The sequence below is a fragment of the Bacillus sp. PK3_68 genome, from assembly GCF_003600835.1.
In the GTDB taxonomy this organism is placed as follows: domain Bacteria; phylum Bacillota; class Bacilli; order Bacillales; family Domibacillaceae; genus Pseudobacillus.
Genome location: NZ_NQYC01000001.1, coordinates 2,798,255 through 2,811,283, shown reverse-complemented (window position 1 = coordinate 2,811,283; position 13,029 = coordinate 2,798,255). Strand labels below are relative to the sequence as shown.

Genomic DNA, 13,029 nt, shown 5'->3' with positions numbered 1-13,029 from the left:
GATTATTTTCCTCCTTCCTCAGACTTCTTCTTCGTAGGAAGAACCTCTCCACGATAAATCCATACTTTCACGCCAAGCTTACCATAAGTAGTGTCAGCTTCAACATGCGCATAGTCGATGTCCGCGCGAAGTGTATGAAGTGGAACTGTTCCTTCACTATAGTGTTCAGCACGAGCGATATCTGCGCCGCCAAGACGTCCAGAAACCTGTGTTTTGATTCCTTTTGCACCAGCGCGAATTGTGCGTTGGATCGCTTGCTTTTGCGCACGACGGAAAGATACACGGTTTTCTAATTGACGAGCGATGTTTTCTGCTACAAGTTTAGCATCCAAATCTGCTCTTTTAATTTCAACGATGTTAATATGAACACGTTTGCCAGTTAGTTGATTTAAAGACTTACGAAGTGCTTCAACCTCAGATCCACCTTTACCAATAACCATACCAGGCTTCGCTGTATGAATAGTAATGTTGATGCGGTTAGCAGCACGTTCAATTTCAATTCGAGATACGGAAGCATCTTTCAAGCGGCTCTCGATATATTCACGAACTTTAAGATCTTCATGTAAAAGGCTTGCGTAATCTTTCTCCGCGTACCATTTTGAATCCCAGTCACGGATGATACCGACACGTAAACCATTAGGATGTACTTTTTGACCCACGAATTATCCCTCCTTCTTTTCTGATACCACGATTGTGATGTGGCTTGTACGTTTGTTAATTGCGCTTGCACGTCCCATTGCACGTGGACGGAAACGTTTTAAAGTTGGACCCTCGTCAACGAACACTTTTTTAACAAAAAGGTTGTTAACATCCATGTCATAGTTGTGTTCTGCGTTAGCAATTGCAGAGTTAAGTAATTTTTCAACGACAGGAGATGCAGCTTTTGGTGTGTGACGCAAAATAGCTACCGCTTCTCCCACTTGCTTTCCTCGAATCAGATCAACCACTAAACGTGCTTTACGAGGAGCAATACGAACTGTTCTTACAACAGCTTTTGCTTCCATCAGGATACCCTCCTCTCATTAACGTCTTGTTTTTTTATCGTCACTACCGTGACCTTTGTACGTGCGTGTTGGTGCAAACTCGCCCAGTTTGTGTCCTACCATATCTTCTGTTACATAAACAGGAACATGCTTACGGCCATCATATACAGCGATTGTATGACCGATAAAAGCAGGGAAGATTGTTGAACGGCGAGACCAAGTTTTCACAACTTGTTTCTTATCAGCTTCATTTAATTTTTCAATTTTATTGAATAAATGATCATCAACAAAAGGTCCTTTTTTCAAGCTACGGCCCATTTTGGTACCTCCCTTCGCAATTGGTCTACGGTTCGCGAAAGGAACCGTAGTGCAATTACGTTATTTTTTACGACGACGAACGATAAACTTGTCGCTTTTGTTTGTTTTCTTACGAGTTTTATAACCAAGAGTTGGTTTGCCCCATGGTGTAACAGGTGTTTTACGTCCGATTGGTGAACGTCCTTCACCACCACCGTGTGGATGGTCATTCGGGTTCATTACAGATCCACGAACTGTTGGCTTCTTGCCTAACCAGCGAGAACGACCTGCTTTACCGATGTTAACAAGTTCATGTTGCTCATTGCCCACCTGGCCAATTGTTGCACGGCAAGTAGCAAGAATCATACGAACTTCACCAGAATTCAAACGAACAAGAACGTATTTTCCTTCTTTACCTAACACTTGTGCAGATGTACCAGCTGAACGTACCAATTGTCCGCCTTTACCAGGCTTCAATTCGATATTGTGAACAACTGTACCTACAGGAATGTTAACTAAAGGAAGAGCGTTACCTGTTTTAATATCTGCTTCCGGTCCGGACATAACTTCCATTCCGACTTTTAGGTTTTTTGGTGCTAAGATGTAACGTTTTTCACCGTCTACATAATTGATCAAAGCAATGTTTGCTGAACGGTTTGGATCATACTCGATTGTGGCAACGCGTCCAGGTATACCATCTTTATCGCGTTTAAAGTCGATAATACGGTATTGACGCTTATGGCCGCCACCTTGATGACGAACTGTAGTTCTACCTTGGTTGTTGCGACCGCCTTTCTTTTTAAGAGGCGCCAACAATGATTTTTCCGGCTTGTCAGTTGTAAGCTCAGCAAAATCTAGTGACGTCATATTACGACGGCCGTTTGACGTTGGTTTATACTTTTTAATCGCCATGTCATTTCCCTCCTCTTCTTATAATGTTGAATTAAACTTCAAATAGTTCGATTTCTTTGCTGTCTTGAGTTAATGTAACAACCGCTTTACGGCGTTTGTTTGTATAACCTGCATAACGACCCATACGCTTGAATTTACCTTTGTAGTTCAAGATGTTGACTTTCGCTACTTTCACGCCAAAGATCTCTTCAATTGCGTCTTTGACTTGAGTTTTGTTAGCTTTCACATCAACTTCAAACGTATATTTTTTATCAGCCATGATTTCAGTTGAATGTTCTGTAATAACGGGGCGCTTAATGATATCGCGAGCATCCATTATGCAAGCACCTCCTCTACTTTTTCAACAGCTGCTTTAGTGATGATTAGCTTCTCGTGTCCAAGAAGATCTAAAACACTAACGCCGCTTGCATCTACTACTGTCACACCTGGGATATTGCGTGCAGACAGTGCAACATTTTCGTTTAACGCTTCTGTTACAACTAGCGCTTTGCTGTTTACAGAAAGGTTCTTCAATACGCTTGCGAATTCTTTTGTTTTTGGAGCATCAAGAGCTAATGCTTCCAATACAATAATGTTTTGCTCTACAACTTTAGAAGAAAGAGCAGATTTGATCGCTAAGCGACGAACTTTTTTCGGTAATTTGTAGCTGTAGCTGCGTGGAACTGGTCCGAACACTGTGCCGCCTCCGCGCCATTGTGGAGAACGAATAGATCCTTGACGAGCACGTCCAGTACCTTTTTGGCGCCATGGTTTGCGACCGCCGCCACTCACTTCGGAACGGTTTTTCACTTTGCTTGTTCCTTGACGTAAAGATGCGCGTTGCATCATTACTGCTTCAAATAAAACATGTTGATTAGGTTCAATACCGAAAACGGAATCGTTCAGTTCAATTTCACCAACTTCAGCTCCGCTTTGGTTTAATACTGTAACTTTTGGCATTCTTTTTTCCTCCTTTCTAGAAAAAATCGATTATTTCACTTTCAACGCACGTTGGATTTTCACTAAAGATTTCTTAGGTCCAGGAACATTTCCTTTGATTAAGATTACGTTGCGCTCTGCATCAACTTTCACTACTTGCAGGTTTTGGATAGTGATCTGTTCGCCACCCATACGGCCTGGAAGTAATTTATTTTTGAATACACGGTTAGGAGCAACTGGCCCCATAGAACCTGGGCGACGGTGGTAACGTGAACCGTGGGACATAGGTCCGCGGCTTTGTCCGTGGCGTTTGATCGCACCTTGGAACCCTTTACCTTTTGATACTCCTGTTACGTCGATGATATCTCCTTCAGCGAAAATATCGACTTTAACCTCTTGACCAACTTCTACTTCTTCACCGAAGTTACGGAACTCACGAATGAAGCGCTTAGGTGCAGTGTTAGCTTTTGCAACGTGGCCTTTAGCTGGCTTGTTTGCAAGCTTTTCACGCTTTTCATCAAAGCCTAACTGAATAGCTTCATAGCCGTCGCTTTCGATCGTTTTCTTTTGCAGTACAACGTTTGGTGTTGCTTCAACCACAGTAACTGGAATGAGTTCACCGTTTTCAGCAAATACTTGAGTCATACCGATTTTTCTTCCTAAGATTCCTTTGGTCATGAGTCACACCTCCTGAATTAATAATTTTTTATAGTAATTAAAGTTTAATTTCAATGTCAACGCCTGATGGCAAGTCTAAACGCATTAATGAATCAACAGTTTGTGGTGTTGGATTCACAATATCGATTAAACGTTTATGTGTACGCATCTCGAATTGCTCACGAGAATCTTTGTACTTATGAACCGCACGTAAGATTGTGTAAACAGATTTTTCTGTTGGCAACGGGATTGGACCCGATACGTTAGCACCAGAACGTTTTGCTGTTTCAACGATCTTTTCTGCTGATTGGTCTAAAATTCTGTGATCATATGCTTTTAAACGAATACGAATTTTTTCTTTTGCCATTATTTTCCCTCCTTTTCCGCCTATTTGCTAATAGACATTCTCCGCAGAAATATCCTGACGACACTCGCCATGGCAAAGCGGCCGGGTGTGTCAGCAACCTTCTGCATCATCGCTGTCGAAAACCAACGTTGTTAATTATACACGAAGTTTTCGATGTATGCAACAGTATTTGCTATATTTCTTTCCTAGCACACTTTTACTATTATACACATACTATCGCTTCATATCAATAGAAGAAATAGAGAGTTGAAAAATAAAAAAGCAGGCGGAAACCGCCTGCTTGTCAATCGTTATTATTTTTGGATAGATGCTACAACGCCAGCGCCTACTGTGCGGCCGCCTTCACGGATAGAGAACTTAGTACCTTCTTCGATCGCGATCGGAGAAATAAGTTCAACTGTCATTTCAACGTTGTCCCCAGGCATAACCATTTCTACGCCTTCAGGAAGTTGAACGATACCAGTTACATCCGTTGTACGGAAGTAGAACTGTGGACGGTAGTTTGAGAAGAATGGAGTATGACGTCCACCTTCTTCTTTAGATAATACATAAACTTCAGCTTTGAAGTTAGTGTGTGGAGTGATTGAACCTGGCTTAGCAAGTACTTGTCCACGTTGGATTTCTTCACGTGCTACACCACGAAGAAGGGCACCGATGTTGTCACCAGCTTCAGCATAGTCAAGAAGCTTACGGAACATTTCTACACCAGTTACAGTAGTAGATTTTGGCTCTTCAGTTAAACCGATGATTTCAACTACGTCACCAACTTTAACTTGTCCACGCTCAACACGACCAGTTGCAACTGTACCACGGCCAGTGATTGAGAATACGTCCTCAACAGGCATCATGAATGGTTTTTCAGTGTCACGCTCTGGAGTTGGGATGTACTCATCAACAGCATCCATAAGCTCGATGATTTTGTCTTCCCACTCAGCTTCGCCTTCAAGAGCTTTAAGAGCAGAACCTTTGATTACTGGTACATCATCGCCAGGGAATTCGTACTCAGAAAGAAGGTCACGCACTTCCATTTCTACAAGCTCAAGAAGTTCTTCGTCGTCTACCATGTCGCATTTGTTTAAGAATACTACAAGGTAAGGAACACCTACTTGACGAGAAAGAAGGATGTGCTCACGAGTTTGTGGCATTGGACCGTCAGCAGCAGATACTACTAGGATACCGCCGTCCATTTGCGCAGCACCAGTGATCATGTTTTTAACGTAGTCAGCATGTCCTGGGCAGTCAACGTGTGCATAGTGGCGTTTGTCAGTTTCATATTCAACGTGAGAAGTGTTGATTGTGATACCGCGCTCGCGCTCTTCTGGAGCGTTGTCGATTTGGTCGTAACCACGTGCTTCACTTCCGCCTTTTTTAGCAAGAACAGTTGTGATTGCTGCTGTTAAAGTTGTTTTACCATGGTCAACGTGACCAATTGTACCGATATTCGCATGTGTTTTGGAACGGTCGAATTTTTCCTTAGCCATTAGGAAATCCTCCTTTGAATTATCAAAATTAATTAATTTATATAGGGACTTTGAAGGCGGAAGTGATTCCGTCTTCAAAGATACCAAAGCTTACACTGTATTTATACTTCATTAAGAAGTATAAATCAATTATTGACCTTTATTTTTCTTGATGATTTCTTCGGAAACTGATTTTGGCACCTCTTCATAATGGTCAAAGTGCATAGAATAAGTTCCGCGACCTTGTGTATTGGAACGTAGCGAAGTAGCATAACCAAACATTTCAGAAAGTGGAACGAATGCTTTTACTACTTGCGCGTTACCGCGAGCTTCCATACCCTCCACACGTCCACGACGGGAAGTGATGTCACCCATAATATCTCCAAGGTATTCATCAGGAATAACAACTTCTACTTTCATCATTGGCTCGAGAAGAACCGGATTACATTTAGAAGCTGCATTTTTCAATGCCATAGATGCTGCAATTTTAAACGCCATCTCACTGGAGTCAACATCATGGTAAGAACCGTCAAACAGTCTTGCTTTAATGTCGATTAATGGATAGCCGGCAATAACACCGTTTTGCAATGCATCTTCAAGACCAGCTTGAACAGCTGGGATGTATTCACGAGGAACAACCCCACCGACGATGCCGTTTTCGAATTCGAAGCCAGCACCTTCTTCGTTAGGTGTAAACTCGATCCATACGTGACCGTATTGTCCGCGTCCACCAGATTGGCGGGCAAACTTTCCTTCTACTTGCGCAGAAGCACGGAAAGTTTCACGGTAAGCTACTTGTGGAGCACCCACGTTTGCTTCTACTTTAAATTCACGACGCATACGGTCTACAATGATATCCAAGTGAAGCTCACCCATACCGGAGATAACAACTTGTCCTGTTTCAGGATTTGTTTCTGCACGGAAAGTTGGATCTTCTTCTTGAAGTTTTTGCAGAGCAGTTGTCATTTTATCTTGGTCGCCTTTTGATTTCGGCTCAACTGATAAAGAGATAACCGGCTCTGGGAATTCCATAGACTCTAAAATAACGAGGTTTTTCTCGTCACAAAGAGTGTCCCCTGTAGTCGTATCTTTCAGACCAACTGCAGCAGCGATATCGCCTGCATGCACTTCAGAGATTTCTTCACGGGAGTTCGCATGCATTTGTAGAATACGACCTACACGCTCACGTTTGCCTTTAGTAGAGTTCTGTACGTATGAACCGGATTGTAAAATACCAGAATACACACGGAAGAACGTTAACTTACCTACATAAGGGTCAGTCATAACTTTAAATGCAAGTGCAGAGAATGGTGCATCGTCTGATGATGGACGAGTTACTTCTTCATCGCTATCTGGCAGAGTCCCTTTAATGCTTGGTACGTCTGTAGGAGCAGGAAGATAGTCAACAACTGCATCCAACATTAATTGAACACCTTTGTTTTTGAAAGCAGTTCCGCAAAGTACAGGGAAGAACTCAACGTTGATTGTACCTTTACGGATAGCGGCTTTAATTTCAGGAATTGTTACTTCCTCACCGCCAAGATATTTTTCCATGATTTCTTCATCGAATTCAGCAATTGCTTCGATAAGTTTTTCACGGTATTCTTCTGCTTGGGCCTGCATATCTTCAGGGATTTCCCCTTCTTCGATTTCAGTTCCAAGGTCGTTGCCGTAGAAAGTAGCTTTCATTTCGACTAAGTCAATGATGCCACGGAATTCATCTTCAGCACCGATTGGAAGTTGAATCGGATGTGCATTTGCCATTAAACGGTCATGGATTGTGCGAACAGAATAAAGGAAGTCTGCTCCAATCTTATCCATTTTGTTAACAAACACGATACGCGGAACGCCATACGTAGTTGCTTGGCGCCAAACAGTTTCTGTTTGCGGCTCAACTCCGGATTGGGCATCAAGTACAGTTACTGCACCATCAAGAACACGAAGGGAACGCTCAACTTCAACAGTGAAGTCTACGTGTCCTGGTGTGTCGATGATGTTTACACGATTGCCCTTCCACTGAGCAGTTGTCGCAGCAGAAGTGATTGTGATACCGCGCTCTTGTTCTTGTTCCATCCAGTCCATTTGAGACGCACCTTCGTGAGTCTCACCAATTTTATGGATACGGCCTGTATAGTAGAGAATACGCTCGGTAGTTGTCGTTTTACCGGCATCAATATGCGCCATGATACCGATATTTCGAGTGTTTTCTAAGGAGAACTCTCTTGCCATGTATGTCTTTCTCCTTCCTTAAATTAAGATAGTTTTAAAAAGAATCTTACCAGCGGTAATGAGCAAATGCTTTGTTTGCTTCCGCCATTTTATGAGTATCTTCACGCTTCTTAACTGAAGCACCAGTGTTGTTAGCTGCATCAAGGATTTCAGCCGCAAGGCGTTCTTCCATTGTTTTCTCACCACGAAGACGAGAATAGTTAACTAACCAGCGAAGACCAAGAGTCGTACGGCGTTCAGGGCGAACCTCAACTGGCACTTGGTAGTTAGCACCACCTACACGGCGTGCTCTAACCTCTAATACTGGCATGATGTTTTTAATGGCTTGATCAAATACTTCCATTGGATCTTTCCCCGTACGTTCGCGGATAAGATCAAATGCTGCATAAAGAATGGCTTGTGATTTACCTCTTTTACCGTCAACCATCATTTTATTGATGAGACGAGTAACTAATTTGGAGTTGTACATCGGATCTGGAAGTACATCTCTCTTCGCTACAGGACCTTTACGTGGCATGTAAGTTCCTCCTTTCATGTAATTCCTACATTATAAATTAATGTTTTTATTTTTTAGCTTCTTTTGGACGCTTCATTCCGTACTTAGAACGGCCTTGACGACGAGTTTCTACGCCGGCAGTATCAAGCGCACCACGAACGATGTGATAACGAACCCCTGGTAAGTCTTTTACTCTTCCTCCACGAATCAACACAACGCTGTGCTCTTGAAGGTTATGTCCAATACCAGGAATATAAGCATTCACTTCAATACCATTGCTCAAACGAACACGGGCATATTTACGTAAAGCCGAGTTAGGCTTTTTCGGTGTCATTGTACCAACACGAGTACACACTCCACGCTTTTGTGGTGAATTAATATCCGTTTGCGCTTTTTTAAAGCTATTATAGCCTTTGTTAAGTGCTGGTGACTTGGATTTAGTTGATTTTGATTTACGAGGTTTACGCACTAACTGGTTAATAGTAGGCATATAAAAATCCTCCCTTCCTTTTTTCTTAAGCCCACACATCCAGGTGGACCATTTAAAATTAAAAACAAAGTCTTTGCACTTTCATGCAAAAACATTATTCATTAATAATAGCAACAGCAGCTGCCTTGACATCAATCCCACATGTTTTTCCTAGTTTTAGCATAGAATCCACATAAGTAATCGGCACTGCTTTTTGTTTGGCCAGTTCTTCTACCTTTTTAATAAAAAGGGATTGGCATCAGCAGCGATCGTTACTTGCTGTGCTTGATTTCTTTCAAGAGCTCTCACTGTTTGTTTTGTTCCTATCGCCAAGGTTTGCGCCTTCGCTACTTTATCATAAGACATGTAAACATCCTCCAAAGTAACAAGGTTCATAGGAGCACCTTGATTATATTATCATTCATGTTTTTAAATGTCAACTATGAAAATAAATTATTATGCCGGAGCCGGAAAAGCCGGCCCCGGACATATAATTTGCTGAAAAGGTAAGTATTCACAGACCTTTTTAGCGCATATTTATTATTCTACTGTTACAGATTCTTCAGATGTTGCTAATACTGGCTCAGAGTTACGATATCGCTGCATACCCGTTCCAGCTGGAACAAGTTTTCCGATAATAACGTTCTCTTTCAAACCTAAAAGTTCATCGCGTTTTCCTTTAATCGCTGCATCTGTCAACACGCGAGTTGTTTCTTGGAAGGATGCCGCAGATAGGAACGAATCTGTCTCAAGGGATGCTTTCGTAATACCAAGAAGAACTGGTCTTCCCGTTGCTGGCATTTTGCCCTCAAGCAACGCTTGCTCATTGGCATCTCTAAATTGATGAATTTCAAGCAGGCTGCCTGGCAGAACATCTGTTTCTCCAGCATCAAGAACACGCACTTTACGAAGCATCTGTCGTACCATTACTTCAATATGCTTGTCACCGATTTCTACCCCTTGCATCCGGTATACTTTTTGCACTTCGCGCAACAAGTACTCCTGAACGGAAGAAACATCGGTAATTTTCAAGTATTCTTTCGGATCGATAGAACCCTCTGTCAGTTCTTGGCCTCGTTTTACTTGATCGTTAACAGCTACTTTCAAGCGAGCTGTGTATGGAGCCGTATATGTGCGGCTTTCTACATCGCTTTGAAGAACGATTTCCTGCTGGCGATCACGGCCTTCATTAATTGCGGTCACAACACCGTCAATTTCAGAAATAACTGCCTGACCTTTTGGATTACGCGCTTCGAACAACTCCTGAATACGAGGCAAACCTTGAGTAATATCGTCTCCGGCTACCCCGCCTGTATGGAATGTACGCATCGTCAACTGTGTACCTGGTTCACCAATTGATTGGGCAGCGATGATACCAACTGCTTCGCCGACCTCCACTTGTTGTCCAGTTGCAAGGTTGCGTCCGTAACATTTTTTACATACGCCATGACGGGTGTTACAAGTAAAGGCGGAGCGAATCCATACCTCTTCAATGCCTGCGTTAATAATGACACTTGCCATGTCCTCATCTATCAGGTCATTTTCTCTTGCAATGATTTCCCCGGTTTCAGGATGAGCAATTGTCTTTCTAGCATAACGGCCAACAAGACGCTCTTCCAGCGGTTCAATGATTTCTGTTCCTTCTTTAATCGAACGAATCAGAAGACCGCGGTCGGTTCCACAATCATCTTCACGGACAATTACATCTTGAGCCACATCTACAAGACGACGAGTCAAGTAACCAGAGTCAGCCGTTTTAAGAGCCGTATCCGCTAGACCTTTACGCGCTCCGTGTGTAGAAATAAAGTATTCCAATACGGTTAAGCCTTCACGGAAACTTGACTTGATCGGAAGTTCGATAATCCGACCAGCCGGGTTCGCCATCAGACCGCGCATCCCTGCAAGCTGAGTAAAGTTAGACGCGTTACCACGGGCCCCTGAGTCACTCATCATGAAGATTGGGTTGCGCTTATCTAGGGAAGCCATCAATTTACCTTGAATCGTGTCTTTAGCTGCACTCCAGATAGAAATAACGCGATCATAGCGTTCTTCTTCCGTGATTAAACCACGTCTGAATTGCTTCATAACATTATCAACTTTTGACTGTGCTTCTTTCAAGATTTGTTCTTTTTCGCCTAATACTACGATATCTGCGACACCTACCGTGATACCAGCCTTCGTAGAGTGCTTAAATCCTAAGTCCTTCATGCGGTCAAGCATTTTGGACGTTTCTGTAATTTTAAAACGTTTAAATACTTCCGCAATGATATTTCCAAGGATTTTTTTCTTGAATGGAGCAATAAGCTCTTGCTTTTCAATATACTCTTTTACATTTTCTGTCGGCTCAACAAAGTACTTCTCTGGTGTTTTCTCTACCAGGTTTGTATTTGTTGGCTCGTTAATGTAAGGGAATGTATCCGGAAGAATTTCATTGAAAATCATCTTTCCGACTGTTGTAATTAACAGCTTTTTATTTTGCTCTTCAGTAAATGTTTGATTGTTTAAAGCAGAGGCAGCGACAGCTACTCTCGTATGAAGATGAACATAACCATTTTGATAGGCAATTAATGCTTCATCTACATCTTTAAAAATCATTCCTTCGCCGATAGCATCTTCACGCTCAAGAGTGAGGTAGTAGTTTCCTAATACCATGTCCTGAGACGGAGTAACAACTGGCTTTCCGTCTTTTGGATTCAAGATATTTTGAGCAGCCAGCATTAACATCCGGGCTTCTGCCTGAGCTTCTGCTGACAACGGCACGTGCACGGCCATTTGGTCTCCATCAAAGTCCGCGTTGTATGCTGTACAAACGAGCGGGTGAAGACGGATTGCGCGTCCCTCTACTAATGTAGGTTCAAATGCTTGAATACCAAGACGGTGAAGCGTCGGTGCCCGGTTTAAAAGAACAGGGTGCTCCTTGATTACTTCTTCTAGCACATCCCATACTTCCGGCTGCACGCGTTCAATTTTACGTTTCGCACTTTTAATGTTATGAGCTAGGCCTTTTTCAACCAGTTCCTTCATAACAAATGGCTTAAACAATTCAAGTGCCATTTCTTTTGGAAGGCCACATTGATACATTTTCAGATTCGGTCCAACGACAATAACCGAACGGCCTGAATAGTCAACACGTTTTCCTAACAGGTTTTGACGGAAACGCCCTTGCTTTCCTTTCAGCATATGAGAAAGGGACTTTAACGGGCGGTTACCTGGCCCTGTAACAGGACGGCCGCGGCGACCATTATCAATTAATGCATCTACCGCTTCTTGCAGCATCCGCTTTTCATTTTGAACAATAATGCTTGGAGCTCCGAGATCAAGCAAACGCTTCAAGCGGTTGTTCCGGTTAATCACTCGGCGATATAAATCATTTAAATCAGAAGTGGCAAAACGACCACCATCAAGCTGTACCATCGGGCGAAGCTCCGGCGGAATGACAGGAAGAACATCCAAAATCATCCAGCTCGGGTTGTTGCCAGAGTGGCGGAACGCTTCGATAACTTCAAGACGTTTGATCGCTCTTGTCCGGCGTTGGCCTTGTGCACTCTTTAATTCTTCTTTTAGGAAATCCACTTCTTTTTCAAGATCAATGTCTTGGAGCAGCTTTTTAATCGCTTCTGCACCCATAGATGCCTGAAATTTATTTCCGTACTTTTCACGATAAGCACGGTATTCTTTTTCGGAAAGTAATTGCTTTTTCTCAAGCGCAGTATCACCAGCTTCGGTTACAACATAAGAAGCAAAGTAAATAACTTCCTCAAGTGCACGCGGGGACATATCAAGCACTAGCCCCATACGGCTTGGAATACCTTTGAAATACCAAATATGTGAAACAGGAGCCGCCAATTCAATATGACCCATGCGCTCGCGACGAACTTTTGCTTTTGTTACTTCTACGCCACAGCGGTCACAGACAACGCCTTTATAGCGTACTCTCTTATATTTCCCACAATGACATTCCCAGTCTTTTGTAGGTCCGAAAATACGCTCACAAAACAATCCATCTTTTTCTGGCTTTAATGTACGATAGTTAATCGTTTCCGGTTTCTTCACTTCACCGTATGACCATGATCTAATCTTGTCTGGTGATGCCAGACCGATTTTCATGTATTCAAAATTGTTTACATCTAGCAAGGGGCCTACCTCCCTTTCAGTCTACAGGTTCTAACGAGTATGCTTAAACCGCTATTTATTAAAGATAGCCGGAGAAAGCTACTGGAATTCCCCGGCCTGTTAATTAA

General features: G+C 42.7%; 13 protein-coding genes and 1 pseudogene. All 14 read right to left on the bottom strand.

Annotated elements, in window-relative coordinates; genetic code table 11:
• Window positions 1-2: 2 nt before the first annotated feature.
• The 14 genes and pseudogenes from rpsC to rpoC all read right to left on the bottom strand — a co-directional run bounded on the left by rpsC (window position 3) and on the right by rpoC (window position 12,922).
• A complete protein-coding gene (rpsC, locus tag CJ483_RS14260) occupies window positions 3-659 on the bottom strand; it encodes a 30S ribosomal protein S3 (RefSeq protein WP_049659366.1) in 657 nt (218 codons plus the stop codon).
• A 3-nt stretch (window positions 660-662) separates the two neighbouring features.
• On the bottom strand, window positions 663-1,004 hold the full coding sequence (gene rplV, locus CJ483_RS14255; protein WP_120035864.1) for a 50S ribosomal protein L22: 342 nt from the start codon (window positions 1,002-1,004) through the stop codon (window positions 663-665).
• Between the two features lie 18 nt (window positions 1,005-1,022).
• Window positions 1,023-1,301 (bottom strand): 30S ribosomal protein S19, encoded by a 279-nt coding sequence (rpsS, locus tag CJ483_RS14250; RefSeq protein ID WP_120035863.1) that lies wholly within the window; start codon window positions 1,299-1,301, stop codon window positions 1,023-1,025.
• Window positions 1,302-1,361: 60 nt separating this feature from the next.
• Complete coding sequence (rplB, locus tag CJ483_RS14245; protein ID WP_120035862.1) at window positions 1,362-2,192, bottom strand: 50S ribosomal protein L2; 831 nt, start codon at window positions 2,190-2,192, stop codon at window positions 1,362-1,364.
• 31 nt (window positions 2,193-2,223) lie between these two features.
• Window positions 2,224-2,508 carry a 50S ribosomal protein L23 gene (rplW, locus tag CJ483_RS14240; protein WP_049659359.1) on the bottom strand — a complete coding sequence of 95 codons (285 nt, stop codon included), beginning with the start codon at window positions 2,506-2,508 and terminating at the stop codon, window positions 2,224-2,226.
• Entirely contained in the window at window positions 2,508-3,131 is a 624-nt protein-coding gene (gene rplD / locus CJ483_RS14235) for a 50S ribosomal protein L4 (RefSeq protein WP_120035861.1), read from the bottom strand. The genes rplW and rplD overlap by 1 nt, the downstream gene beginning before the upstream one ends.
• Before the next feature lie 30 nt (window positions 3,132-3,161).
• Complete coding sequence (gene rplC, locus CJ483_RS14230; protein WP_120035860.1) at window positions 3,162-3,788, bottom strand: 50S ribosomal protein L3; 627 nt, start codon at window positions 3,786-3,788, stop codon at window positions 3,162-3,164.
• Window positions 3,789-3,825: 37 nt separating this feature from the next.
• A complete protein-coding gene (gene rpsJ / locus CJ483_RS14225) occupies window positions 3,826-4,134 on the bottom strand; it encodes a 30S ribosomal protein S10 (protein WP_019394071.1) in 309 nt (102 codons plus the stop codon).
• A 293-nt stretch (window positions 4,135-4,427) separates the two neighbouring features.
• On the bottom strand, window positions 4,428-5,615 hold the full coding sequence (gene tuf, locus CJ483_RS14220; protein ID WP_120035859.1) for an elongation factor Tu: 1,188 nt from the start codon (window positions 5,613-5,615) through the stop codon (window positions 4,428-4,430).
• A gap of 129 nt (window positions 5,616-5,744) precedes the next feature.
• Window positions 5,745-7,823: an elongation factor G gene (gene fusA, locus CJ483_RS14215; RefSeq protein ID WP_120035858.1), complete on the bottom strand. Its 2,079-nt coding sequence runs from the start codon at window positions 7,821-7,823 to the stop codon at window positions 5,745-5,747.
• 46 nt (window positions 7,824-7,869) lie between these two features.
• Window positions 7,870-8,340: a 30S ribosomal protein S7 gene (rpsG, locus tag CJ483_RS14210; protein WP_120035857.1), complete on the bottom strand. Its 471-nt coding sequence runs from the start codon at window positions 8,338-8,340 to the stop codon at window positions 7,870-7,872.
• Between the two features lie 46 nt (window positions 8,341-8,386).
• Entirely contained in the window at window positions 8,387-8,809 is a 423-nt protein-coding gene (gene rpsL, locus CJ483_RS14205) for a 30S ribosomal protein S12 (protein ID WP_120035856.1), read from the bottom strand.
• 94 nt (window positions 8,810-8,903) lie between these two features.
• Window positions 8,904-9,154 (bottom strand): annotated as a pseudogene (locus CJ483_RS14200) (50S ribosomal protein L7ae-like protein).
• A 174-nt stretch (window positions 9,155-9,328) separates the two neighbouring features.
• Window positions 9,329-12,922, bottom strand: coding sequence for a DNA-directed RNA polymerase subunit beta' (gene rpoC, locus CJ483_RS14195; RefSeq protein ID WP_120035855.1), 3,594 nt, complete (start codon window positions 12,920-12,922; stop codon window positions 9,329-9,331).
• Between the last annotated feature and the right edge of the window lie 107 nt (window positions 12,923-13,029).